31 protein-coding genes are annotated in these 25,395 nt (G+C 40.9%); 9 read left to right on the forward strand and 22 right to left on the reverse strand.

Features of this window, described 5'->3' with window-relative positions:
- Positions 1-7 precede the first annotated feature (7 nt).
- The 14 genes from rplB to mnmA all read right to left on the reverse strand — a co-directional run bounded on the left by rplB (position 8) and on the right by mnmA (position 12,231).
- Positions 8-841 (reverse strand): 50S ribosomal protein L2, encoded by an 834-nt coding sequence (rplB, locus tag M1F91_RS06335; protein WP_000512910.1) that lies wholly within the window; start codon positions 839-841, stop codon positions 8-10.
- A 17-nt stretch (positions 842-858) separates the two neighbouring features.
- On the reverse strand, positions 859-1,155 hold the full coding sequence (locus M1F91_RS06340) for a 50S ribosomal protein L23 (RefSeq protein WP_001055347.1): 297 nt from the start codon (positions 1,153-1,155) through the stop codon (positions 859-861).
- Entirely contained in the window at positions 1,155-1,778 is a 624-nt protein-coding gene (rplD, locus tag M1F91_RS06345; protein ID WP_000024549.1) for a 50S ribosomal protein L4, read from the reverse strand. The genes M1F91_RS06340 and rplD overlap by 1 nt, the downstream gene beginning before the upstream one ends.
- Before the next feature lie 24 nt (positions 1,779-1,802).
- Positions 1,803-2,429, reverse strand: a complete 627-nt coding sequence (gene rplC, locus M1F91_RS06350) for a 50S ribosomal protein L3 (protein ID WP_004251088.1) — start codon at positions 2,427-2,429, stop codon at positions 1,803-1,805.
- 82 nt (positions 2,430-2,511) lie between these two features.
- Entirely contained in the window at positions 2,512-2,820 is a 309-nt protein-coding gene (gene rpsJ / locus M1F91_RS06355) for a 30S ribosomal protein S10 (protein WP_001284511.1), read from the reverse strand.
- 323 nt (positions 2,821-3,143) lie between these two features.
- On the reverse strand, positions 3,144-3,740 hold the full coding sequence (gene nrdG, locus M1F91_RS06360) for an anaerobic ribonucleoside-triphosphate reductase activating protein (protein ID WP_247913034.1): 597 nt from the start codon (positions 3,738-3,740) through the stop codon (positions 3,144-3,146).
- A gap of 5 nt (positions 3,741-3,745) precedes the next feature.
- Positions 3,746-4,246 carry a GNAT family N-acetyltransferase gene (locus M1F91_RS06365; protein WP_247913035.1) on the reverse strand — a complete coding sequence of 167 codons (501 nt, stop codon included), beginning with the start codon at positions 4,244-4,246 and terminating at the stop codon, positions 3,746-3,748.
- A gap of 38 nt (positions 4,247-4,284) precedes the next feature.
- Positions 4,285-4,425, reverse strand: a complete 141-nt coding sequence (locus tag M1F91_RS06370) for a hypothetical protein (protein ID WP_000521611.1) — start codon at positions 4,423-4,425, stop codon at positions 4,285-4,287.
- Positions 4,426-4,436: 11 nt separating this feature from the next.
- Complete coding sequence (gene nrdD / locus M1F91_RS06375) at positions 4,437-6,644, reverse strand: anaerobic ribonucleoside-triphosphate reductase (protein WP_247913101.1); 2,208 nt, start codon at positions 6,642-6,644, stop codon at positions 4,437-4,439.
- Between the two features lie 125 nt (positions 6,645-6,769).
- Positions 6,770-8,323: a damage-inducible protein CinA gene (locus tag M1F91_RS06380; protein WP_247913036.1), complete on the reverse strand. Its 1,554-nt coding sequence runs from the start codon at positions 8,321-8,323 to the stop codon at positions 6,770-6,772.
- A gap of 44 nt (positions 8,324-8,367) precedes the next feature.
- Entirely contained in the window at positions 8,368-8,502 is a 135-nt protein-coding gene (locus tag M1F91_RS09120; RefSeq protein WP_282185027.1) for a hypothetical protein, read from the reverse strand.
- A gap of 86 nt (positions 8,503-8,588) precedes the next feature.
- Positions 8,589-10,505, reverse strand: a complete 1,917-nt coding sequence (mnmG, locus tag M1F91_RS06385) for a tRNA uridine-5-carboxymethylaminomethyl(34) synthesis enzyme MnmG (protein WP_247913037.1) — start codon at positions 10,503-10,505, stop codon at positions 8,589-8,591.
- 8 nt (positions 10,506-10,513) lie between these two features.
- Positions 10,514-10,969: an NUDIX hydrolase gene (locus M1F91_RS06390; protein ID WP_247913038.1), complete on the reverse strand. Its 456-nt coding sequence runs from the start codon at positions 10,967-10,969 to the stop codon at positions 10,514-10,516.
- Between the two features lie 140 nt (positions 10,970-11,109).
- Positions 11,110-12,231: a tRNA 2-thiouridine(34) synthase MnmA gene (mnmA, locus tag M1F91_RS06395; protein WP_070677838.1), complete on the reverse strand. Its 1,122-nt coding sequence runs from the start codon at positions 12,229-12,231 to the stop codon at positions 11,110-11,112.
- Positions 12,232-12,537: 306 nt separating this feature from the next.
- Between mnmA and M1F91_RS06400 the strand changes: the two genes are divergently transcribed.
- On the forward strand, positions 12,538-13,341 hold the full coding sequence (locus M1F91_RS06400) for a hypothetical protein (protein WP_247913039.1): 804 nt from the start codon (positions 12,538-12,540) through the stop codon (positions 13,339-13,341).
- A 178-nt stretch (positions 13,342-13,519) separates the two neighbouring features.
- Here M1F91_RS06400 and M1F91_RS09145 read toward each other — a convergent pair whose 3' ends face one another.
- A complete protein-coding gene (locus tag M1F91_RS09145) occupies positions 13,520-13,717 on the reverse strand; it encodes a hypothetical protein (protein WP_247913102.1) in 198 nt (65 codons plus the stop codon).
- 63 nt (positions 13,718-13,780) lie between these two features.
- Here M1F91_RS09145 and M1F91_RS06410 point away from each other — a divergent pair, with 63 nt between their 5' ends.
- Positions 13,781-13,972, forward strand: coding sequence for a DNA-binding protein (locus tag M1F91_RS06410; protein ID WP_247913040.1), 192 nt, complete (start codon positions 13,781-13,783; stop codon positions 13,970-13,972).
- Positions 13,973-13,993: 21 nt separating this feature from the next.
- Here the strand turns inward: M1F91_RS06410 and M1F91_RS06415 are convergent, their stop codons facing one another.
- Complete coding sequence (locus M1F91_RS06415) at positions 13,994-14,620, reverse strand: LysM peptidoglycan-binding domain-containing protein (RefSeq protein ID WP_247913041.1); 627 nt, start codon at positions 14,618-14,620, stop codon at positions 13,994-13,996.
- A 240-nt stretch (positions 14,621-14,860) separates the two neighbouring features.
- Between M1F91_RS06415 and sdaAB the strand changes: the two genes are divergently transcribed.
- From sdaAB to M1F91_RS06430, 3 genes are read left to right on the forward strand one after another with little or no spacing between them, the layout of a single operon-like run.
- Positions 14,861-15,532 carry an L-serine ammonia-lyase, iron-sulfur-dependent subunit beta gene (gene sdaAB / locus M1F91_RS06420; protein WP_006151069.1) on the forward strand — a complete coding sequence of 224 codons (672 nt, stop codon included), beginning with the start codon at positions 14,861-14,863 and terminating at the stop codon, positions 15,530-15,532.
- Positions 15,533-15,540: 8 nt separating this feature from the next.
- A complete protein-coding gene (gene sdaAA, locus M1F91_RS06425; RefSeq protein WP_247913042.1) occupies positions 15,541-16,413 on the forward strand; it encodes an L-serine ammonia-lyase, iron-sulfur-dependent, subunit alpha in 873 nt (290 codons plus the stop codon).
- A gap of 23 nt (positions 16,414-16,436) precedes the next feature.
- A complete protein-coding gene (locus M1F91_RS06430; protein ID WP_247913043.1) occupies positions 16,437-17,066 on the forward strand; it encodes an HAD hydrolase-like protein in 630 nt (209 codons plus the stop codon).
- Positions 17,067-17,138: 72 nt separating this feature from the next.
- On the opposite strand, the gene M1F91_RS06435 is transcribed toward M1F91_RS06430, so the two are convergent.
- The 6 genes from M1F91_RS06435 to M1F91_RS06460 form a co-directional block, all read right to left on the reverse strand.
- Complete coding sequence (locus M1F91_RS06435) at positions 17,139-17,501, reverse strand: DUF805 domain-containing protein (protein ID WP_247913044.1); 363 nt, start codon at positions 17,499-17,501, stop codon at positions 17,139-17,141.
- A 73-nt stretch (positions 17,502-17,574) separates the two neighbouring features.
- Complete coding sequence (locus M1F91_RS06440) at positions 17,575-18,039, reverse strand: DUF805 domain-containing protein (protein ID WP_247913045.1); 465 nt, start codon at positions 18,037-18,039, stop codon at positions 17,575-17,577.
- A gap of 157 nt (positions 18,040-18,196) precedes the next feature.
- The gene (locus M1F91_RS06445; RefSeq protein ID WP_247913046.1) at positions 18,197-18,550 is read right to left on the reverse strand and encodes a DUF805 domain-containing protein; all 354 of its coding nucleotides are present in this window, start codon (positions 18,548-18,550) and stop codon (positions 18,197-18,199) included.
- Positions 18,551-18,696: 146 nt separating this feature from the next.
- Positions 18,697-19,056, reverse strand: a complete 360-nt coding sequence (locus M1F91_RS06450; protein ID WP_036756309.1) for a DUF805 domain-containing protein — start codon at positions 19,054-19,056, stop codon at positions 18,697-18,699.
- Positions 19,057-19,213: 157 nt separating this feature from the next.
- On the reverse strand, positions 19,214-21,064 hold the full coding sequence (locus M1F91_RS06455) for a nucleoside-diphosphate sugar epimerase/dehydratase (RefSeq protein WP_247913047.1): 1,851 nt from the start codon (positions 21,062-21,064) through the stop codon (positions 19,214-19,216).
- A gap of 78 nt (positions 21,065-21,142) precedes the next feature.
- Entirely contained in the window at positions 21,143-21,973 is an 831-nt protein-coding gene (locus M1F91_RS06460) for a glycosyltransferase (RefSeq protein ID WP_247913048.1), read from the reverse strand.
- Between the two features lie 218 nt (positions 21,974-22,191).
- Here M1F91_RS06460 and M1F91_RS06465 point away from each other — a divergent pair, with 218 nt between their 5' ends.
- The 4 genes from M1F91_RS06465 to M1F91_RS06480 all read left to right on the forward strand — a co-directional run bounded on the left by M1F91_RS06465 (position 22,192) and on the right by M1F91_RS06480 (position 25,349).
- On the forward strand, positions 22,192-23,358 hold the full coding sequence (locus M1F91_RS06465) for an MFS transporter (RefSeq protein ID WP_247913049.1): 1,167 nt from the start codon (positions 22,192-22,194) through the stop codon (positions 23,356-23,358).
- 138 nt (positions 23,359-23,496) lie between these two features.
- Positions 23,497-23,823 carry a PadR family transcriptional regulator gene (locus M1F91_RS06470; protein WP_247913050.1) on the forward strand — a complete coding sequence of 109 codons (327 nt, stop codon included), beginning with the start codon at positions 23,497-23,499 and terminating at the stop codon, positions 23,821-23,823.
- The gene (locus M1F91_RS06475; protein ID WP_247913051.1) at positions 23,810-24,403 is read left to right on the forward strand and encodes a DUF1700 domain-containing protein; all 594 of its coding nucleotides are present in this window, start codon (positions 23,810-23,812) and stop codon (positions 24,401-24,403) included. Before M1F91_RS06470 ends, M1F91_RS06475 begins: the two co-directional genes overlap by 14 nt.
- On the forward strand, positions 24,396-25,349 hold the full coding sequence (locus tag M1F91_RS06480) for a DUF4097 family beta strand repeat-containing protein (RefSeq protein WP_247913052.1): 954 nt from the start codon (positions 24,396-24,398) through the stop codon (positions 25,347-25,349). The genes M1F91_RS06475 and M1F91_RS06480 overlap by 8 nt, the downstream gene beginning before the upstream one ends.
- Positions 25,350-25,395: the final 46 nt, after the last annotated feature.

Here is a 25,395-nt window from a genome sequence, read left to right on the forward strand (position 1 = left end):
TTTTAAATTATTTCTCGTTGCGACGACGAACGATAAGTTTGTCAGATTTCGCTTTCTTGTTACGAGTTTTAAGACCAAGAGCAGGTTTGCCCCATGGAGTTGATGGTGCTTTACGACCAACTGGTGCTTTACCTTCACCACCACCGTGTGGGTGATCGTTAGGGTTCATTACAGAACCACGAACTGTTGGGCGGATACCTTTCCAACGGCTACGTCCTGCTTTACCAAGGTTTACAAGTCCATGTTGTTCGTTTCCGACAACACCAACTGTAGCACGACAAGTTCCAAGGATCATACGAACTTCACCAGATTGAAGACGAACAAGAACGTATTTACCTTCTTGACCCAATACTTGAGCAGAAGCTCCAGCAGCACGTACCAATTCTCCACCACGACCTGGTTTCAATTCGATGTTGTGGATCAAAGTACCAACTGGGATGTTAGCAAGTGGAAGAGCGTTTCCGACTTTGATATCTGCTTCTGGACCTGAAACGATACGTTGACCTACTTCAAGACCTTTTGGAGCGATGATGTATGCTTTCACTCCGTCAGTGTAGTGTACAAGAGCGATGTTTGCAGAACGGTTTGGATCGTACTCGATAGTTTTAACAACTGCTTCAACATTGTCTTTGTTACGTTTGAAGTCAACCAAACGGTAGAAACGTTTGTGTCCACCACCTTGGTGACGAACTGTGATACGACCGTTGTTGTTACGACCAGCCTTGCTCTTCAATGCAACAAGCAATGATTTTTCAGGAGTGCTTGTTGTGATTTCAGCGAAATCCAAAGAAGTCATATTACGGCGACCGTTTGTTGTTGGTTTATAAACACGAATTCCCACGATATTTCCTCCTTAGATTATTCAGCTTCAGCTGCAAACAACTCGATTGCTTTTGAATCAGCTGTAAGAGTGATGATAGCTTTTTTAGTTTTGTTAGTAAAACCAGTGTAACGTCCAACACGTTTAGCTTTAGGTTTTACGTTGATTGTGTTAACATTTGCAACTTTAACACCTTCGAAAGCAGCTTCAACGGCTTGCTTGATCAAAAGTTTGTGTGCACGAGTGTCAACTTCAAATACATATTTGCCTGCTTCAAGTTGAGCCATTGAGCTTTCAGTGATAACAGGTTTTTTGATAACATCATACAAATTCATTATGCAAGAACCTCCTCGATTTTAGAGATAGCTGCTTGAGTAACAAGAAGTTTGTCACTATTTGCGATGTCAAGAACACTTGCAGTTGTAGCAGTCGCAACTTTCACATTTGGAAGGTTACGAGCTGAGAGAGCTGCGAATTCGTTTCCTTCTTCAAGAATAACAAGGACTTTAGAATCGATGCTCAAAGCTGCAAGAACTTTTGCAAATTCAGCAGTTTTTGGAGCTGTAAATTCAAGAGAATCAACGGCTACAAATTTGTTTTCAGCAACTTTTTCTGAGTAAACAGATTTAAGCGCAAGGCGACGAACTTTTTGAGGAAGTTTGTACGCATAGCTACGTGGAGTTGGTCCGAAGACGATTCCACCACCACGCCATTGTGGAGAGCGGATAGAACCTTGACGAGCACGTCCAGTTCCTTTTTGACGCCATGGTTTGCGTCCGCCACCTGAAACAGCTGAGCGGTTTTTAACTGCGTGAGTTCCTTGACGAAGGCTAGCACGTTGGCTGATGATCACATCAAACACAACAGATTGGTTTGGTTCGATACCAAAGATTGCATCGTTAAGAACAACTTCGCCCGCTTGTTTACCAGTTTGGTCGAATAATGTTACATTTGCCATTTTGACTGTATTCCCCTTTCCTTATTATTTACCAGCTTTAACTGCTGACTTGATAGTGATAAGAGATTTCTTAGCACCTGGTACGTTACCTTTGATAAGGATAACGTTCTTTTCTGGAACAACTTGTACAACTTCAAGGTTTTGAATTGTTACACGGTCGCCACCCATACGTCCTGCAAGGTTTTTACCTTTGAATACGCGGTTAGGTGCAACAGGTCCCATAGAACCTGGACGACGGTGGTAACGAGAACCGTGAGCCATAGGTCCACGTGATTGTCCGTGGCGTTTGATAACACCTTGGAAACCTTTACCTTTAGATGTACCAGTTACATCAACAATGTCTCCAGCTGCGAAAGTTTCAACTGTGATTTCAGCACCAACTTCCAAGCCTTCAACGTTTTTGAATTCACGAATGAAGCGCTTAGGAGCCGTGTTAGCTTTTGCTACATGTCCTTTAGCAGGTTTGTTGCTCAATACTTCGCGTTTGTCATCGAAACCAACTTGGATAGCGTTGTAACCATCTGTTTCAACAGTTTTAACTTGAAGAACAACGTTTGGAGTTGCTTCGATAACTGTTACAGGGATCAATTCGCCAGCTTCAGTGAAGATTTGAGTCATTCCCACTTTTTTCCCTAAGATTCCTTTTGTCATGAGAAAATAGTTCCTTTTCTATATTTTTTATTCAAAAAGTTTTTAACGAGCGTTTTTTATGCTCAAGGTATCAAGCTTTAAATTAAAGTTTGATTTCTACGTTTACACCACTTGGAAGATCCAATTTCATCAAAGCGTCAACTGTTTTTTGAGTTGGGTTGATGATATCGATCAAACGTTTGTGTGTACGCATTTCGAATTGTTCGCGAGAGTCTTTATATTTGTGAGTCGCACGAATAATTGTGTAGAGGCTACGTTCAGTTGGAAGTGGGATTGGACCTGCAACTTCTGCACCTGTACGAGTAGCTGATTCTACGATTTTAGCAGCCGCTGTGTCAAGCGTACGGTGTTCGTAAGCTTTCAAACGGATACGGATTTTTTTGTTTGCCATCTTTTTCTCCTTTTCGTCTATTTAAGATAATAGGCTAGCTCCACAAGAAAACCGACGCGCGTTGCGTGGCAATGCAACCGAGCGTGTCGCAACCTCTTGCATCAAAGCTAAGGCTGTAATTTACAGCACCATAATAGAATAACACAAAGCCCCTGCGATTGCAAGGGATTTGACAGGATTTTTTTAATTTTTCGAATGAAACTGTTTTCTTATCGCTCCTTATCTCAAAAAAGCAAAAAAGCAAAAATGAAGAACGAATTTTTATTTTTTCTTCTATATTATAGATACAGTTTATTATAGATACAGTTTCTGCAATTGTTTTTTTATTCTCTCTTCACTTGCTCGTAACTTTCTTTCCCGTCATTCAATTTATCCCAGATGATGACTTTGCCTTCTTTAAGTGATTTTTGTACATCGATAATTCGTTGATTGGAAGAGCCACGGAATTGAAGCATGAGATTACGCTTGCTTTTATCATACCGTCCATCAACCAAGATATCAATCAGTGACAAGAGTTCCAGTTTGTCTGGAGTCTCCAACATCATTTCTTCCCAAGTATAACCTGTCCAGGACCAGATGTCTTTATCTGGTAATTCCTTCCGAATGCGTTTTACGAGAGGCAAGAGAATACCCGTATTGAGGAAGGGTTCTCCTCCTAATAAAGTCAAGCCTTGAACATAGGGGTGGGCTAGGTCTGCTATGATTTGCTCTTCCAACTCTGGGGTATAAGGTATGCCTGCATTAAAGGACCAGGTCGCTACGTTGTAACAGCCCTCACAGTGAAACATACAACCTGCTACGTAAAGGGAGTTGCGCACCCCTTCTCCATCGACAAAGTTAAAAGCCTTATAGTCAATGATGCGCCCCTGACTGAGTTCTTCACTTTTCCACTCGCCTGGTTTTGGTGTATTCCATGTCATGCTGTCTACTCCAAGTCTATCCAATAGCGCTCCGTTCCGTTTCGAACATCCTTCAACTCCCCACCATTAGCTAAGATAACAGCTCGACTTTCTGGGTTTTCTGTGCTACAAGTCACTAAAGCTCGTTTGATATTCTTTCCCTTAGCAACTTGTAGACCTTGTTGGAGGGATTCTTTCGCATAACCCTTACCTCTTTCAGATGGACGAATGGAATAGCCAATATGACCACCTACCTCCAGCAAATAGTCACTAAGACGCAATCTCAGATTGAGGAACCCTACGGCTTGTCCATCTTTTGCAAAAGCGACTAATTGAATAGCAGGCACCCACCCTTCAGGCAGATTAATCCCCATTTCCTGATCCTGATTACTTTCTAACCACTCTTCATAAACAAAATTCTCAGCATCCCAAAATCCGCCATCGTGGGCTGATTGAGTCTGTTCAAACTCTGCCATCATCTCTAAAACCGTTTCTTTATCTGCCAATCTTGGTCTGCGTAGTTCCATATTCCCCTCCCCGCTATAAGAAAAGCGAGAGGCAACTCTCACTTTTTCTTGTTCTTGTTTAAAAATTGTTCTCTAAGGCTAGCTACTCGGTCTTTTTTATTGACTCCACCCTTTGAATGTTTTTCGTGGAATCGTTGAACCAAGGCCTTGCCTTTATCATCTAATTGATATTTTCCCATTCTATCTCTTTCTAATTTCTTACTTCATGTCCTGCCGTTTTAATAGTAGAACCGTTCATGTGTTTGACACGCGCAGCAATTTCCTTATGACGTCCAATAACCATCGGACGCGCTTGTGGGTTCCCAAGATAGCCACAGGTCCGTTTAACCACATCTACTGTTTTAGGATCCTTATTTCCACAGTTAGGACAAGCAAATCCTCTCTCAGTAGGTTCAAAATCTCCTTCAAAATCACACTTGTAGCAACGGTCGATCGGAGTATTGGTTCCGAGATAACCTACACGGTCATAAGCATAATCCCAAACAGCTTCCAAAGCCTTTGGATTTTGTTGGAGAACTGGGTACTCGCAGTAGTGGATAAAGCCACCAGATGCACCCGCTTCTGGGTAGACTTTCTCAAAGTCCAATTTTTCAAAAGGTGTTGGATTTTTGCGGACATCATAATGGAAGGAATTTGTGTAGTATTCTTTATCAGTAATGTCTGGAATAGAGCCGAATTTCTCCGTATCCAAGCGACAGAAACGGTCTGTCAAACTTTCAGACGGCGTTGAATAGATAGAGAAATGGTAACCATATTGGTCAGACCATTCTTCTACTCTACGTTTCATATCGCGAATAATATCAAGGGTGAACTCTTTGGCTTCTGGATTATTTTCCCAATTATTACCAAAGAAGACTGTCGCTACTTCGTACAAGCCAATATAGCCCAGAGAAATAGTTGCACGACGATTCTTAAAGAGTTGATCAACACTTTCTTCTTTTCCAAGACGACGTCCGAAGGCCCCATATTGATAAAGAATTGGTGCATTAGCTGGAGTGGCTTCCTTGGTTCTTTCCACACGGTAAACCAAAGCATCTTCCGCGATGTTCATGCGCTCGTTGAAGATTTCCCAGAACTTATTCATGTCTCCTTCGGACTCAAGAGCGATACGAGGAAGATTGACCGTCACAACTCCTAGGTTCATACGGCCCGAATTGACTTCTACTCCATTTTCATCCTTCCATCCTTGAAGGAATGAACGGCATCCCATCGGAACTTTGAAAGAACCAGTCAACTCGACAATCTTATCATAAGACAAGACATCCGGGTACATGCGCTTAGTTGCACACTCAAGAGCCAACTGCTTGATGTCGTAGTTAGGTGAGCCTTCCTCTAAGTTAAGACCTCTTTTAAGAGTAAAGATGAGTTTAGGGAAGATGGCTGTACGGTGTTCTGAACCAAGCCCCTTGATACGAATGTTCAGGATTGCCTTTTGAATTTCACGTTCAAAACGACTAGTTCCTAGACCGAAACCAAGAGAGGTAAATGGCGTTTGTCCATTTGATGTAAAGAGGGTATTAATCTCGTACTCTAGAGATTGCATGGCATCGTAGATGTCTTTTTGGGTTTTCTTCCAGGCATATTCTTGGCGCTTGTCAGGCAAAACCCATTCTTCCGCATCCTTGAGGTGCTTTTGGTAATTTTTCTCTGCATAAGGAGCCAATACTTCATCGATACGGTCAGCTGAACAGCCCCCGTACTGGCTAGAAGCAACGTTTGCGATGATTTGTGAAATCTGCGCTGTCGCAGTCTGGATAGACTTGGGACTCTCTACCTCAGCATTCCCAATCTTAAAACCATTTTCCAACATGCCCTTGAAATCAATCAAACAGCAGTTGGTCATCGGGGTATAGGGACTGTAGTCCAAATCATGATAGTGGATATCCCCTTTTTGATGGGCATTAGCCACATGTTTAGGAAGCATTTGAAGTCCGATTGATTTTCCAACAATCCCTGCCGTCAAATCACGCTGAGTGTTAAAGACATCACTGTCTTTATTGGCATTTTCATTGACAACCGCCTGATCTTTATTGAGAAGTTTATGAATACTAAAGTTGATATCTGTCGCTTTTGAGCGCTCAAAATCCCTTTGAGTTCGATAGGTGATGTACTCCTCGGCCAAGGCGTATTCTTTAGCTTCCAACAATTCGTGCTCTACGATGTTTTGGATTTCATAGATTTTTACGCCTTGTGGGAAACGGCTATGAATCTCTTCGACGATACGTTCAACTAGGGTACTAAGTCGTTTTTCAACCAAAGGAGTTACATCCATAACCTTTTCAGCAGCCTTATGAAGCGCTTTGTCAATCTTGTCTACATCAAAAATTACACGTCTGCCGTCGCGTTTTTCGACAAATAAAGTCGGATCAGGGACAGCCTTCTCTTCCAATACAATCATATCCATACCCTTTTCTTAAATATAATATTGATTCTAAAAAGTATTATATCACTAAAAAAATAAAAATCAATATCTTGTGTCAAAAAATAAAATTTTTTTAAAATTACACAAGATATTGATAGTTTTTATTTTAATTTATAGAGTTTAAAATCTTTGAATTCACTTGGAACGACTTGATAATTTTCAGCTAAAAGCTGCTCAACTTCTGTCCAAAGAGATGTTTTTGTATTCACTACAATCATCTTTGGTTGATTATCTCTCAGATCATTAACAAGTTTGGTACGATTTTCACCAAGTCCTGTATGCAATCTAGGCGAAAGCAACTGACTCGCAGCTAAACGTTCACTAGCCTTATAACTACTTGTCAGATTATCCCAAACATAGATACGATCTGTAGCTTGAGTTTCCCCTTTTACCTTAGTTTCGATGGCTGTACGTTCTTGATATAGTTCTGCATGAAGTAAATATCGTGATACTACAGGTGCTAAGAATAGGTAAGCAAGAGCTAAAATTGGTAGATAGACATTTCCTTTTACAAAAGCTCCCCATACCGAAGTTTCTTCTCTAGATCGTCTACGGCGATTCGCTCCTTCCGCTTTCTCTGTTGGAATTCGTGTCAGCAAAAGAAGCGATAAGAAAGGAAGGAACTCAATCATACGACTACCATGGATAAGATCTGTAGAAAAAATCTCTAAAATCAATACCAAAATGACAGCTATTGAAGCAGAGATTGATAAGACTGACTGTTTCAATGGTTTAGATTGGAAGAGACCTGTAAATGCTAGCGTCAATGCTCCAAGAGCAATTGCTAACAATCCATAAAAGAGGATATTGTCGAGTAATCCCGAGTTAGACGTAAAGTTTAAACTATCTAATGGATAAAGGATTTGACTAATGGCATTTCCAAAACTGCCTTTATAAGCTGTGTAGTATCCAATTGGATAAAAGAAGATTGAAAAACCAAGGCCCGCTGCAAAAAATTGATAGAGACCATGATTCAAGTTATTGCGACCAACATTAAAAGCTGTTAGAGCAAAAAGCAAAACAAAGGCGTACAAAGCTGTGACCAAGGGTGCAAAGAAAAATGCTAGAGCCAAGCTAGTTCCAATCCGGATAAACCCTTTGTCATGACTCGGTTCTGACAAATAAGCTGTTACTAAACTCAAGGCATAGAACAAGAATGGGAGGGCTAGAATAGTTGCATATCCCCCACCAAAACTAAGAGCACTAGCCAGGACATAAAAGACCGTCAACACTTGTTGCGATTGCTTGTTTTGTTCCGTCAGATTGTAAGCCGAACGGAAAAGAAAGAATCCCGCGCCTACTAAGGCCAACCAATTAAAAACAGCAAATAAAATACTGCCCTTGGTTAAATACTGTAAAAAGTAATAGAGGAGACCACTAGTTCCAAAATAATCTGTGTAGACATCTCCGCTCTGATGCATAGCCCATCCAATATAAAAATCCTGAGACTGCTCCGGACTTATTAACCCTAAGAAGAAGGGTAAAATTACGGACACAAGAACCACTAGAGTACTCAAAAAGAGGATATTCAAAAATGGTAAGCGGGCAGGCTGACGAGTTTCAACCTCGAGTTGCTCCTCATTTTCTACTGGAGCATCCTGACTTCCCATCCAAGTTGGAGTTGGTTCGTCTTCTAATCTGCCATATACGTTCATTCGCTCTCTCCTATATTTTAATTTGTTCTAGTATATCAAAAAGTCTAGTTCTTGTCAGCCTTTGGCGGACGTTCGCTCAACTTTTCAGACAAGGTAACAAAGCGTTCAATCTCATAAAAACGATGGTAGGAAGCCTTTTTATAAGTGTCTAAAAAAGTTTTTTCTTCTATCGTTAACATCCCTTCCCCCCTATTCTCTCTATTCGAAAAATAAGGAAAAATCTATCAAAAAACTGAATCCCCAAAGAGAATTCAGCTTTTTATTTTTAGTCAACTTTCTTTTCTAAGTTTTTAGAAATGCTTCGATTTTTCCCTTCCAGATACACCATAAGAATGGAAATATCTGCTGGGTTTACACCTGAAATACGGCTGGCTTGGCCGATGGTTTCTGGATTGATGAGCTTGAACTTCTGACGAGCTTCAGTCGCGATAGAGTCAATATCATCCCAGTCAATATTCGCTGGAATCCGTTTTTCTTCCATGCGTTTCATCTTGGCAACCTGATCCATGGCTTTTGAGATATAGCCTTCGTACTTGATTTCTGTTTCAATCAATTCGATAATCTTATCATCTAACTCTTCAGCAGCAGGTCCGATGAAAGTCACCACATCTTGGTAAGAGACTTCTGGGCGACGAAGGAATTCCTTAGCTGTCACCGCATCTGTCAATGGCTTGAACCCCATCTCCTCAACCTTAGCATTTGTTTCCTTGACTGGCTTGAGTTTGATGCTGTCTAAACGCTTCATTTCATTTTCAAATTGATTTTTCTTGATTTCAAAACGAGCCCAACGTTCATCGTCAACAAGCCCAATCTCGCGCCCCATCTCAGTCAAACGCATATCGGCATTGTCATGACGGAGAATGAGACGGTATTCTGCACGACTGGTCAAGAGACGGTAAGGTTCAATGGTTCCCTTGGTCACCAAGTCATCAATCATAACCCCGATATAACCGTCACTGCGCTTCAAAATTAACTCAGGCTTGCCTTGGATTTTCAGTGCTGCGTTGATACCCGCGATAATTCCCTGACCAGCAGCTTCTTCATATCCAGATGTACCATTTGTTTGACCAGCAGTGAAAAGTCCTGAGATTTTCTTGGTTTCAAGCGTTGCACGCAACTGATGAGGCAAAACCATGTCATACTCAATAGCATAACCAGTTCGCATCATCTCTGCATTTTCCAAACCTTTGATAGAATGAACCAAGTCACGTTGGACATCCTCAGGAAGACTGGTTGAAAGTCCTTGGACATAAACTTCTTCTGTGTTTCGTCCTTCTGGCTCAAGGAAAAGCTGGTGACGTTCCTTGTCTGCAAAACGCACAATCTTGTCCTCAATCGACGGACAGTAACGAGGTCCCACTCCCTTAACCACACCTGTAAACATAGGCGCGCGGTGGAGGTTATTCTGGATAATCTCATGGCTAGTACCATTGGTGTAGGTTAACCAGCATGGAACTTGGTCTTTAACATAATCTTCATCACGTGAAGTGTAAGAGAAGTGATTTGGTGTTTCATCTCCTGGCTGAATCTCTGTCACATCATAGTTGATAGAGGAAGCCTTGACACGTGGAGGCGTTCCTGTTTTGAAACGACCGATTTCAAGTCCAAGTTCCTTGAGATTATCAGCTAGGTTAATCGAAGCCAGACTGTGGTTTGGACCTGATGAATACTTAAGATCTCCGATGATGATTTCCCCACGGAGGGCTGTCCCTGTGGTCACGATAACAGCCTTGGCAGCATACTCTTGATGGGTAGCTGTACGAACACCGACAACCTTGCCATCTTCCACCAAAATCTCATCAATCATAGTTTGACGAAGAGTGAGATTCTCTTGATTTTCAACCGTCTTGCGCATTTCCTTAGAGTAAAGTTCCTTATCAGCCTGCGCACGAAGGGCACGGACAGCTGGTCCCTTCCCAGTGTTGAGCATCTTCATCTGGATGTAAGTCTTATCAATGGTCTTAGCCATTTCGCCACCAAGGGCATCTACCTCACGCACGACAATCCCCTTGGCAGAACCACCAATAGACGGATTACATGGCATGAAAGCCAACATTTCAATGTTGATGGTCGCAAGCAAGACCTTGCAACCCATACGGCTCGCAGCTAGGGAAGCTTCGACCCCCGCATGTCCCGCACCGATTACAATAATATCGTATTCTTCCGTAAAATTATAAGTCATTTTCTCTCCTATTCTTCAAGATGAATGTGTCTTAGTTGGCCGTCCCAAGCTGGTAGAGCTGTTTTTAAAAAGGATGGAACTAGGTGAAAATCCTCAAGCTTGTCCAAGTCAATCCACTCACAAGGTTGCCTTTTCTCATCTTCCTGCATGGTCAATGGAGCATCCTCAAGCAAGTCCACCAGATAATGAAATTCGATGTTGTGATAGGAAACACCGTCCTGTTCAAAACGATTTTCAACCACAAAAGCTAGCTGCCCAGCTTGAGCTCTGATACCCAGTTCTTCCCTCACTTCGCGGACTACGGCTTCTTCCGTTTTTTCGTTCACTTGGATCGCACCGCCAATAGTGTAATACTTGTCCTTATCTTTGGTGACTAGGAGCTTGCGGTTTTGAAGAATCAAAGCTGTCGCCCGAACGCCAAAAACCGTATTTCCCACTTTTGTCCGAAAGTCTTGTTGAGTCATTTTTTTCCTTTCCCTTAAACGACACAAAAACAGTCAAAACTCCAAAGAAGTGCAGGACAAAAAAGCCTGCAACATCCATGAGCTTTGACCATCATTTCTATTGCTTTTATTATTGTAGCAAATTGAGAACATTTGTCAATCTAAATGTACTGACAAACCTTGCCATCACGGTAGGCATTGTCAATCAAACCACCACCGAGACACTCTTCACCGTCGTAAAAGACAACTGCCTGTCCTGGTGTGATGGCGCGCTGTGGCTCCGCAAAGATGACCTCTGCCTTATCCCCTTTGACATGAACAGTTACTTTAGAGTCAGGCTGACGGTAGCGGAATTTAGCCGTACATTCTAATGTAAATTCCTCTGGCATATCACGAGTAAAGTGGACCTGACTGGCTTCTAAGCTAGTTGACATAAGCGAGTCATGGTAGAATCCTTGACCTACATAGAGGATATTTTTGCTCAGGTCTTTTCCAACAACGAACCAAGGTGCATTGTCCCCGCCGTGTTGCCCGCCGATACCGAGTCCGCCACGCTGACCGATCGTATAGTACATCAGACCAGCATGCTCACCCATATCGCGACCATCCACAGTCATCATTCGACCAGGCTGAGCTGGTAAGTAGTTGCTGAGAAATTCTTTAAAGTTCTTTTCTCCAATAAAGCAAATCCCTGTTGAATCTTTCTTCTTAGCAGTCGCAAGACCTGCTTCTTCTGCTAGTCTGCGAACTTCAGGCTTTTCCAAATGTCCCAATGGGAACATAGTCTTTTGTAATTGTTCTTGTGAAAGTTGGCTGAGGAAATAGGTCTGGTCTTTGCCATTGTCCACGCCACGAAGCATGTGAACGATGCCATCCTCATCACGCGCCACTCGGGCATAGTGCCCAGTTGCCACATAGTCTGCACCCAAGGTCATAGCATAGTCCAAAAAGGCCTTAAACTTGATTTCCTTGTTACACATAACATCTGGATTTGGCGTGCGTCCTGCACGGTATTCCGCTAGGAAATACTCAAAAACACGGTCCCAGTACTCTTTTTCAAAATTGACAGAGTAGTAAGGAATGCCAAGCTGGTCTGCCACTGCAGCCACATCCTTGTAATCTTCGGTCGCCGTACAGACGCCATTTTCATCTGTGTCGTCCCAGTTCTTCATGAAGATACCGATCACATCGTAGCCCTGTTCCTTGAGCAAGAGAGCCGTCACCGACGAATCAACACCACCACTCATCCCCACGACAACACGTGTTTTAGAGTTATCACTCATGGTAGTTCTCCCATCTATTCGTTTATTCACGATTGAAGGTCGTGTTTGCTATCACGATTGAAGGTCGTTTGAGCAGTTTTCATTATAACATGCTTAGATAGAGAAGACAAGAAAGAGGCTGACAATTTATCACCCTCTTCTATAAATACATGAAGATAAGAATACAAAAGAAATCAATTCATACCTAAGTCTCTATTCTCTTTATAAACTTATTTTTTAAAATCAACTAAAAATGATATACTGTAATAAGGAGGAATGCGCACATGATTCCATACATACACCATCATCCATGTGCGTAGGACTAATGTGAACAACTTCAAAGATATTCTAAAATCAAAAAATACTATTTTTATTATTACACTTATTGCAGGTATTGGACTTTTGACAGGCTTAGTCCTCCATCAAGAAAAGATCCAAGCAGAGAGAGGGAGTGTTGCTCTCGTCAACCATCAAAAGAATCATCAAGATGTTGAACAAGTAAAAAATGCTATTAAAAACTTCGATATCGATTCTGAAACCATTATAGAGGATTGGAAAAAAATCCAAGAATTGAAACCAACTACTGATGAAGGCAAAAAGACACTAGCAAACTTTCTTACTGCTACAGCCGATAAAGTCACAAATCACTATAGTGAAAAAGCTTTGAAATTAGATATAAAGGATTCTGATAGCCAGTTTCAAGATAAACAAACACTTGAGACAGCCATCACTTCCTTGCAAAAAATAATAGACATCATTAAAAACATTAATTCTGCCAGCGACCAAGTTGCTCTTGAAGAAAAGATAAAACCAATTCAAGAACTAATCTCTAAATTCCAAAAACAAGTTGAAGTCTTGACCAAAAAAGAAGAAGAAAAAACTACCCAAACAGAAACGACTACTAGAGATGCCGGAATAGAAGCCAGCCGTTCAGAAGATAGTAGCTATATTCAAAGCTATCCAGAAACAAATGGAAGCATATCTAATTCCCAAGCACCTGCAGCTGAGCAATCTTCATCTGGTAGTACTAGTAGTGGAGGAGATAATAGCGCTAATACAGGAGGTCAAACTGCTGATTCTTCAGGTTCTCAATCAGAGTCTAATAGCGTTACAACCAGTTCGTCTAATTAATAATCTAGATGGCGAAATCCCATAAACTTGTAAGCCCTCAACACCAATGTTTATAATGATCTCTCATCAAATGTAAACACACAAAAAGAGCCTTAAACGGCTCTTTTTTAGGGCTCTATGATATTTGTAGTAAGTAAATTCCCTATAGATATTATGGAGCCAATTATTGATAAAAACTTTAGTCATCTTCGTCTCTATAAAAATATTTTCTATACACCCTTGATAATATCAAAATTAATGCCCATATCGTACTAAGAACTATAATAATAGAATTTATTGGATTTATTTCAGTATGTCCAATCACTAGTCCAATTATTGGACTAGTAGACATGCTTAGATATAATAAAAATGACAAAAAATGATGTTGCTTTTGAATCTCTCAACTCTTTATCTTTACAATGGTGATAAGTTGCTTTGCAAACAGCTTTGCTACACTCTCTTGGGGGAAGCAAAAATAAGCAAACAGTATGACACACTTGCTTTTTCCTATATTCGTATAGGCATTTGTACTAATGATGCTCAGTTGATACAAAATGGACTCTCCTTAGCTAAGCTAGTAGAAGATGAACACTTACTAACAGAACTAGAGCGAGAAGTTGATATCTTTGCAAACAAAAAAGAAAGTCATTGAGACTTCCTTTTCTATATCTTCTTAGTACCAACCGTTGTTAAGCCAGAAGTTCTTAGCAGCTGTCCATGAACCGTAACGTCCTGCAACATAAGCGTCTGCTACACGTTCTTGGTTTTCAGCTGAGTAGTCACCATTCAAGTAAGAATCTGTCAATTGGTAACGACCGATGTAACGTCCGTTTGTAGCTGTGTAGCTACCGCCTGATTCTTTTTGAGCGATCCATTCTTTCGCTTCTGCTTCAGATCCGCTTACAGTTGCAGCTGGAGCTGAGTAGCTTTCTGCTGCTGCAGGTGCTGAAGCTGGAGCTTCGTAAGTAGCTTCATATGTAGTTTCTTCTACAACAGTTTCAGCAACTGCTGGAGTTTCTTCAACTTCTGCTACAGGAGCTTCTGTTGTTGTAGTTTGGGCTACTGGAGCTGCCCCATCAATAACCAATACTTGGTCAATAAAGATAAGGTCAACATTTTTAATGTTGTTCAATTTAGCTAATTTTTCAACTGTTGTGTTGTAAGTTTCAGCAATTTCTGAAAGAGTGTCTCCAGGTTTAACTGTGTAAGTTTTTGTTTCTTGTGCAAAAGTTAGTGATGGTGCAAGGAAAGCAAGTACAACTGCAAATCCTGCAAGTTTAGATTTAATGTTTAATTTCATTTAAAAAAGTTCTCCTTTTTTCTTATACTACCATGATACCTTTCTAATGTTACTATTTGTTAACGAATTTGTGTAGAAATGTTACAGAACTGTGATTTATTTACTTAAAAAAGCCACTTTTTGTTACAAAACCCTTGTTATAAAAGCATTTTAATCTTTTTGTATATTTCAGAAAGTAATTAAGCACTTACATCTAATCTTTGCTATAATAGAAGTAAGAATCTTTTTAAGGGGAAACAGATGCAATCACTTCGTTTTCAATCTGTCTTTGATATCATTGGACCAGTCATGATTGGGCCATCTAGTAGTCACACGGCAGGAGCTGTTCGTATCGGTAAAATCGTGTCATCTATCTTTGATGATACTCCAACCGAGGTTGAATTCCAGCTTTTTAACTCTTTTGCAAAAACCTATCGTGGACACGGGACAGACCTTGCCCTTGTAGCTGGTATCTTGGGAATGGATACGGATGACCCTGAAATTCCAAATAGTTTAGAAATCGCCCACAAGCGTGGCATTAAAATCGTGTGGACCATCCAAAAGGACAGTAATGCTCCCCACCCAAATACTACGAAAATCACTGTTAAGAACGATCGTAAGACTATCAGCGTAACAGGAATTTCAATCGGTGGTGGAAATATCCAGGTGACAGAATTAAATGGTTTTGCCGTATCTCTCAACATGAACACCCCTACTATTATCATCGTTCATCAGGATGTCCCGGGTATGATTGCTCATGTGACAGAGGCCCTGTCTCGCTTTGACATTAACATCGCCCAAATGAATGTGACCCGAGAAAAGGCCGGGGAGAAAGCCATCATGATTATAGAAGTTGATAGTCGCAACTGTGAAGAATCTATCGAAGAAATTCGTAAAATTCCTCATTTGCACAATGTCAATTTCTTTCAATAGGAGAAAATATGTTTTACTCTATCAAAGAATTAGTTGAACAAGCTGAACTAGATTTTCAAGGTAATGTTGCTGAGCTCATGATTACTACTGAGTATGAGCTAACTGGCCGAGAACGCGAAGAAGTTCTCCTCCTCATGGAACGAAATCTTGAAGTCATGAAGGCTTCTGTCGAGCTCGGGCTCAATGAGAATAAATCTCGTAGCGGTTTGACTGGTGGTGATGCAGCTAAACTCGACCACTACATCAAAAAAGGAAAGACCTTATCAGACTTCACTGTCTTATCTGCTGCCCGTAACGCCATTGCCGTTAATGAGCACAATGCCAAGATGGGCCTTGTCTGTGCGACGCCAACCGCAGGTAGCGCAGGTTGTCTTCCTGCAGTTCTCACATCTGCTATTCAAAAGTTAAATTTAACGCATGAACAACAACTAGATTTTCTCTTTGCTGCGGGTGCTTTTGGGCTCGTCATTGCTAATAACGCTTCTATCTCAGGAGCCGAAGGAGGCTGTCAAGCAGAAGTTGGATCTGCCTCTGCCATGAGCGCTGCTGCCCTAACTCTAGCTGCAGGTGGAACTCCTTACCAAGCGAGCCAGGCTATTGCCTTCGTTATCAAAAATATGCTCGGTCTTATCTGCGATCCAGTTGCAGGTTTGGTTGAAGTCCCATGTGTTAAGCGTAATGCCATGGGAGCAAGCTTCGCCTTCATCGCAGCCGATATGGCTTTAGCCGGTATCGAATCAAAAATCCCAGTTGATGAAGTCATTGATGCCATGTATCAAGTAGGCTCTAGTCTCCCAACTGCCTTTCGTGAAACTGCCGAAGGTGGTCTCGCAGCCACACCGACAGGCCGTCGCCTTCAAAAAGAAATCTTCGGCGAATAATTTCAAGATTACTAGGAGAATCAATGTCATCCTTATCAGCCATCTTTTTCGACTTAGATGGAACCCTTGTGGACAGCTCTATCGGTATTCACAATGGCTTCACCTATACTTTTGAACAACTGGGAGTCCCTAGTCCAGACGCAAAAACCATCCGTGGTTTTATGGGACCTCCTTTGGAAACTAGTTTCGCTAGTTGTCTCCCTGCAGATCAAATCGAGACAGCTATCCAACTTTATCGTTCCTATTATAAAGAAAAGGGAGTTTACGAAGCCCAGCTTTTTCCACAAATCAAGGAACTACTCACTGAACTAGCTCAACAATATCCTCTCTATATCACGACAACAAAAAATACTCCGACAGCAGTCCATATGACAGCTAATTTTGAAATCGATCATTTCTTTGACGGCATCTATGGTTCAAGTCCTCAAGCAGTGCATAAGGCAGATGTCATTCGTCAAGCTTTGGCAACTCATAACTTGGACCCAGAAAAAGTGGTCCTTATCGGAGATACTAAGTTTGATATGATTGGCGCCCAAGAAACTGGCATTAAAAAACTAGCTGTTACTTGGGGATTTGGTGACGAGAAGGATCTCATGACCTATCAACCTGACTGGGTTGCACATCAACCAGCAGACATTTTTCGTCAACTATAATTGAAATCCTAAACAAAAAACACTCCAATTAAATTGGAGTGTTTTTAATTTGTTCTTGCTTTGATCTGTCATTTATTGGCTAGTTACTTCCTTGGTTGGCATTGCCAGCAGAACTAAAAGAATAAATCCTCCCATTGGAGCGAAAGCGAGAAATATGAAGGCCCAGTGAAAGCCTGCGTCACGTAAACGACGAACTCTTAGAGCGATACTCGGTATGAATATCACTAGATAAAAAATGATATAAAAACTCAGAATTCCCACACTTGCGATAGGGTCTGCTACTTCTTCTTCAATGAAGACAGCCTGAAAATAGGTAATATAAAGAGGAATGGACAAAATAGTATTCATTATCCAAACCCACCAAAAATCCGGACGCGTTGAACGGCCTGTGAAATCTAAAAACCCTTTAAAGAAATTTTTATAAGCGTTAATCATAGGATACTCCATATTATATCTTAAACAAGGGCAAGGACTACCAGACAAGATCCAACCGTAAAACAAGAATCTCTTAATTCTTATCTGATTCTTCGAACGGTGTATCTTCGATGGCTTCTTCATTTTTGACTGCTTGAGATTCACTATAGTTTACCACTTCAGTTTCTTTTGTCGGCATAGCGAAAAGAATCAAAAGAGCTATCCCTCCCATTGGGGCAAAGCGAAGGAAGATAAAGGCCCAGTGGAATCCGGCATCACGCAAACGGCGAACTGATAAAGCCAAAGTCGGTACTAAGATTGCTAGGTAGAAAACTGCATAAATAATAGCAACTAAACCAAAAGCCATGAAAGTAGCTTCGCTGGCTGAATCGCTCACTGAATCCATCACAGTACTAAGATATACAATGTAGAAATAGATAATCCAGAAAGGAATAGAAAGGATGAGGTTTCCTAACCAAACCCACCAGAAATCTGGACGCGTCGAACGACCGGTGAACTCTGCATAATTCTTAAAAAAATTCTTATACGCGTTAATCATATGATACTCCCATTTTTTATTTTATCAGTAGATACTAAACTGTACAGTTATAGAACACTCCCAAATCTAGTAAAAGGCCTAGGAGTGTTAGCCAATTATTCGACAAGACTGAAAATTCTTCGTCCTTGTAGCATTCTTCAGATAGTTGAACTTATATTTAATCCTTTGTCGGCATAGCTAGGAGTACCATAAGAGCGATACCTCCAACAAATGGAACAAATGCTACGAAAATGAGTGCCCAATGGAAACCAGCATCACGCAGACGACGAACTGTTAATGCAAGTTGAGGCAAGAAAAGTGCCAGACCAAAAATGAAATAAATAAATATGAAAAGACCCAAAGTCATAATAGCAGCTTCGCTATCTGGATTTGCTATTGCACTACCGTAGACTATGTCAAAAGGAATAGCAAGGATAATGTTTGCCAACCCAATCCACCAGTAATCAGGACGTGTTGAACGTCCAGAGAAATCTACATAACCTTTAAAGAAATTTTTAATTGCGTTAATCATATGATACTCCCAACTTTTATCAGTAGATACTAAACTGTACAGTTATAGAACACTCCCAAATCTAGTAAAAGACCTGGGAGTGTTAGCAAATTATTCGACAAGGCTGAAAATTCTTCGTCCTTGTAGCATTCTTCAGATAGTTAATCTTATAGTGTTTCCTTTGTTGGCATAGCTAGAAGTACCAAAAGAGCGATACTTCCAACAAATGGAACAAATGCAACGAAGATGAGTGCCCAATGGAAACCAGCGTCGCGTAGACGACGAACTGTCAATGCAAGTCCAGGCAATAAAACCGCTAGCCCAAAAATGAGATAAATAAATACGAAAAGACCCAAAGTCATAACAGCAGCTTCGCTATCCGGATTTGCCATTGCAGCACCGTATACCATGTAGAAAGGAATAGAAAGGATAATGTTTGCCAACCAAATCCACCAGTAATCTGCGCGACTTGAACGTCCTGAAAAATCTACATAACCTTTAAAGAAATTTTTAATTGCGTTAATCATAAGTTACTCCCTATTTTTTTATTTACTATAGTTTACCATATCTGTTCAATAATAACAAGTTTGTTCAAAAAACTCTGAAAGTCTCTCGAAATCTAGAAAAAAGATACTATCCGCTCTTTCTCATAAACAGAAGTTGCAGATAGTATCTTATCTATTTTTAGTCAGCATGTGTTGTTTCATTAGCAAAAGCTATGATTGCTCTCTTCAATTCAGAACCTTGCAAGGTACGGAACTCTTCAATCTTCTCATTGATCATCTCAAGAGGCATTACATTTACTTTACCGACAAAGATTTTGTCCATTACTTGATTGTCAACTAGCTCAGTTGATACAAGCAACTCTTCGTATAGTTTTTCACCTGGGCGAATACCTACTTCTACGATTGGAATTTCATTTTCAGTATGACCACTGAGTAGAACCATTTTCTTAGCCAAATCGTAAATGCGTACTGGTTTGCCCATATCAAGGATAAAGACTTCTCCATCCTTTGCATAAGCGCCCGCATGAATCACCAAGCGACTAGCTTCTGGAATGGTCATAAAGTAACGAGTCATTCGGAAGTCTGTCACCGTTACAGGCCCACCTTCAGCAATCTGACGTTCAAAGACAGGAATTACACTACCACGGCTACCGAGTACATTACCAAAACGAACCGCACAGTAGGTAGATTGGCTACGTTGATTAAATCCAGTGACAATCAACTCAGCCACACGTTTAGTTGCTCCCATTACGTTTGGTGGATTAACGGCCTTATCTGTCGAAATCATGACCATTTTTGGAACTCGAGCAGCGTCAACTGCCTTAGCAACATTATAAGTTCCGAGGATGTTATTCTTGAAGGCTTCTTTTGGATTACGCTCCATCATCGGAACATGTTTATGGGCTGCAGCATGGTAAACAATCGCTGGTTCGTACTGTTCAAAAACTTGAAGCAAACGATCGTAATCTTGAATATCAGCAATGACAGGAACAAAGTCAATTTCCTGGAACTTGCGAATCAATTCATGGTAAATCAGATAAATAGAGTTTTCTCCATGACCGAGCAAAATGACACGTTCGGGATTGAATCGACTAACTTGACGGCAGATTTCTGAACCAATCGAACCTCCTGCTCCAGTCACCAAGATTGTTTTGCCAGTGATTTCAGAACCCAGACGTGATTCATCAAGCTGAATCTCTTTACGTCCCAACAGGTCCGTGATATCAATTTTCTGGAAACCACCTGCTTGAGGCTGGATACCTTGCACAACTGATTCAATCATCGGCATCTTAAAGCATTTTACACCGATACTGTTACACATTTGCAGGATTCGTTCGTATTCAGATGGATCTAGAGACGGAATCGCAACGATAACTTTTTCAACTCTGTAGCGTTTAGCCAATTCTGGTAGATCATCATAAGAACCCAAAACTGGGATTTTCCCAAGTTTTTGTCCTTTTTTCTTTTCATCATTATCCAAAATCCCAACTAGTTCAAGGTCACTAGTAGGATGTTGGTAGCTGTTCATAAAGAGCGCGCCACCATCACCAGCACCAATCAAGAAGGTACGACGGTGTTCTCCAGCTCCATTTCCCTTTTTACGTCTTGAGTAAATCAACTGCCAAGTGATACGAGGAAGTAAAATCAAGAATGTTGTTAATAGGATAAAGAGTACGATAAAGCGGATAGAAAAGAGTGGCAAGAAAGCATAGCAGATTACATAAGATAAGATACTACTGATAGTTACTCCGAAGAAAATCTTCATAAAATCTGTTATTTTGCTATATCGACTAATGCTAGCATTAAGCCCCCAGAATCCAATCATCAGTTGGTAGAAAAGGAAGGTTAGACCTGTGTAAATGACATAGTCTACCGGGGCTGGATTAATCAAGCCATAAAATAGAATATAGGAAACAATAATTGATAAGACCATACTGGCAATATCAAAAAATCCCCAAAATATTTGTTTCTGTTGTTTATTTAATACTTCAACCAGATCAATTACGTAATCTGTTATTTTTTTATTCATGTGAATGGTATCCTCCTACACAGAATCACATTTTCTAGCAGTGATAAGATATAGTTTTAAAAGCCTATCAGCTAGACATTACTTGCTTTTTCTTAGAAGTTTCAAAAATATAAACTGTCGCACAAATCCTGGACATAGGGCAACGACAACTTGGATTAAAACACTTTTCAGATATTCGCCATAAGAAATCTGTCCACGAGCGTGCATTCTCTTTCGCGCTTGGCGATAGAGTTTGAGATAGCGAAGACCTCCACGGCGTTCAAACATCCCTGCTCCCACGCGCACCTTACATAGAATTTGATCCACATTTCCAGTTCGAGCTCCAGCGCTAATCATATTGAGCCAGAGAAGATCATCTTCCATATAAAGGCCATCCTCGTAGTTACCAGCTTTGAGAACCATATCTTTTTTGAACATAACAGTCATATGATTAAAGGCACTTCTCATACGTTGGTAGACAATGATATCCTCATGCTTAGTCGGTACACGACGGTAAGACACAATCTCGTCAGGTTGGTCGATAAACTCTGCGATATGACCACCTAGCAGGTCCAAGTTTTCTTTTTCCATCAATTCGAACTGTTGTTCGAAACGGTCTTCAACAGCAATATCATCTGTATCCATACGAGCAATGACGTCATATTGGCACTGTAAGACACCGTACTGAAGCGCTAAACCTAAGCCACGATTTTGCTCAAGTGGGCAACGTTTGATTGGAATACTTGACTGTGCTTCCAATTTCTCCAAAACTTGATACAGTTCAGGTGTCAGCGGACCATCTTCGACGATTACCACTTCGCTAGGTTTGAGCGTTTGATGTAAGATACTCTCTACCGCCTCTTCTAGAAAGACTGGATTTTCTTTAACATAGACTGACATCAGGACGCTAAATTTACGATTTTCAGACACAGTAGTTCTCCAATGTATAGATTTTCTTTCACTATTTTATCACAATTTTTCAGACTTTCCTATTTTTATTTGAATCCCAGAAAAAAACTAGTAAATATATTGTCCTTCCTTACTATGATTTCTATCGACTACGTAGCGAATCACGTCAGGTCAACTTGACATCTTTAGGAAAAAAAATTAAAATAAGCTGTTATCAAAATCAGCTTATTGAGGTTCACATGAAAAAACGATCACTCTTTTTTATTCTAGGAATTATCTTAATTGGAGCGATCTTAAGAGCTCCTTTCACAGCTTTACCAACTATTTTGGGAGATATTGCCCAAGGTTTAGGCGTGGAAGTTAGTTCACTTGGTGTTTTGACCAGTCTCCCTCTCTTGATGTTTGCCCTCTTCTCCTCTTTTGCGACTCGTTTGGCTCAAAAAATTGAACTCGAGCACCTTTTCACCTATAGTCTTATCGTATTGACCATCGGTTCAGTGATTCGTATCTTTAATCTTCCTCTACTCTATCTAGGGACTTTACTCATCGGAGCAAGTATTGCAATCTTTAACGTGCTCCTTCCTAGCGCCATTCAGGCCAATCACCCACAAAAAATTGGCTTTCTGACAACCATCTATGTGACCTCTATGGGGATTACAACGGCTCTTGCTTCCTATCTCTCAGTCCCCATTACTCAGGCAACATCCTGGAAAGGCTTGATTCTCTGTTTATCCTTGGTCTGCTTACTAACTTTAGTTGTCTGGTTCCCCAATCATCGTCACAATCATTTTCTAAAAGGAAGTGAGAAAAAACAAAAAAAAGAGAATATCTTAAAAAACAAGGAAGTTTGGGCTATTATTGTATTCGGTGGGCTTCAGTCCTTACTCTTCTATACCAGTATGACCTGGTTACCTACCATGGCAATCAGTGCTGGCTTATCTCACACAGATGCCGGTCTTTTAGCTTCTATCTTTTCTCTGACTAGTATCCCCTTCTCGATGACTATTCCAAGTTTAACGACTCGTTTGTCCAATCGTCACCGTCAAATCATGCTGACAGTCATCTCTATCGCTGGATTGCTTGGAATTGCCATGCTTTTATACCCGAGCAAGAGTTTCCTCTACTGGTTAGTAGCGCATCTCTTGATTGGTACTGCCTGTAGCGCTCTTTTCCCTTATCTCATGGTTTGCTTCTCCATCAAAACAAGCTCCCCTGAAAAGACAGCCCAATTGTCTGGACTTGCCCAGACCGGCGGCTACATTTTGGCAGCCATTGGCCCAGCCCTCTTTGGTTACAGCTTTGACATGTTCCATTCCTGGATCCCAGCTGTACTGGCTCTTCTAGTTATTGATATCATCATGACAGTCGCCCTCTTTATGGTGGATCGAGCAGATAAAATCCTCTAATCTTCTAGTTTTCACTAGAAGATTTTTTATATGTAAAAATTTTATACATATTACTTGACAGCGTTTCCATTTAGATGTATGATGTATGTGTAGAATAATTATATATAAAATTTTTATATACTAAAAAGGAGGTGCCCCATGTATTTTCCGATATCAGCGGCTTTGATTGAATTTCTCATCTTGGCCATTCTAGAACAAGGGGATTCCTACGGTTATGAGATTAGCCAAACCATTAAACTCATTGCCAAAATCAAGGAATCTACCCTCTACCCCATCTTGAAAAAACTGGATACCAACCGCTATCTGACTACATACTCTCGCGAATACCAAGGTCGGAAGCGGAAATACTACTCCTTAACAGAGATTGGGGAGGAGCAACTATTTGTACTCAGAGAAGAGTGGACACTCTACACTGACACTATCAACGGCATCATAGAAGGGAGCGTTCGCCATGACAAGAACTGAATATTTGAATCAGCTTGAAGCCTATCTGATGAAGCTTCCTCAATCTGATCGTATCGAAGCCATGGACTACTTCAAAGAACTCTTTGATGATGCCGGTCCAGAAGGTGAGGAAGAACTCATAGCTAGCCTCGGTAGTCCAAAAGAGGCTGCGCATGACATCCTGACTACACTTCTTGATAAGAAAATCAACGAAGAAAATTCCAATAAGAACAACCGTCAGGTTTTACAAATCGCAATCCTCGCACTTCTGGCTGCACCTATTGGGATTCCAGTCGGGATTGGTCTTCTCATGGCTATCATCGGGATTTTTATCGCTGCGGTTAGTGTACTTTTAGCCTTCTTTGCTATATCAGCAGCTGGACTAATCCTAGGAGGCGTTCTCCTATTTGAAAGCTTCTACGTTCTGGCTGAATCGACATCTGCTTTTATGCTGATTTTTGGTGGAGGTTTACTAGCTATTGGAGCTTCATCTTTAGTTCTGCTGGCAACGTCCTATGTAACCCGTTTCTTTGGATTACTAATCCTTCGACTTATTCAATGGATTCTTAATAGAGGAAAGAGAGGTGAAAGTCATGCGTAAATTAACAAAAGGATTTCTTATCTTTGGTGTTGTTACTAGTATCATCGGTTTTGCCATGATGATCATCGGCATCCAAACCGATGGTGTCAGAAGCCTCCTTGCAATGTCACAAAAACCAGTCTTTGAGAGCCGAATGGAAGAGCTCGTTTTTGATCAAGATATTGAAAATCTTAACATGTCACTGACAGAACATTCGTTAGTCATTAGAGAATCTAGCGATGACAAGATCCACATCCAGTATCATCCAACCTTCTCTGAAAAAGAAAATCTTCAAAATTCTATCAAAGAAAAAACTCTTGAGATTTCAGACACCAAGTCAACTACACGTCGTTCTGTGGGTTCTAGTATCGAGGGAATCCTATTTATCGCAAACGGAGTCTCTAGACGTAATGACGAAGTCGTTCTATCACTACCAAAAGGAAGAGAATTAAAAAACATAACTGCTCAGGTCGACCACGGTGTCCTTTCGATTGCCGATGTAAAACTCAGCAATGCCAAAATTCAGTCAAATGGCTTTCTTCTTCGTATCACTAATAGCGAGATTAAAAATAGCCAACTGACCACAACTGGAATTGTCAATGTATTTGGAACAAGTCTAACAGATAGCCGTATCCAAGCAGAACATGAACATATCTCTGCTGACGACATCCAAGTGCACGGTAAGGTAGAACTCGAGGCAGAAAATGACATATCGCTCATGTTATCAAGAAAAGAGCTTGAACGAATCAATCTCAATCTCTCATCAGAATACGGAGCTATTTATCATCGAACTCGAGAAGGAGTGAATCATGTCCAGGGGAATCATGTAAATCATGACGAAGAATTCTCCAATCCTTACAAAGTAGAGAAAAAAGATACGCAAGATCTCCTCGTTGCAAAGGCAGGTCAAGATATCAACATTCCAGACGAACCGGATCGCTCACCTAATTCGAGAGATCATGAATAATAGTTAATCATTACTACTCAAACAAGAAATAAAAAGGAGGTCCCAT

It is taken from the genome of Streptococcus sp. oral taxon 431 (assembly GCF_023110115.1).
GTDB lineage: Bacteria > Bacillota > Bacilli > Lactobacillales > Streptococcaceae > Streptococcus.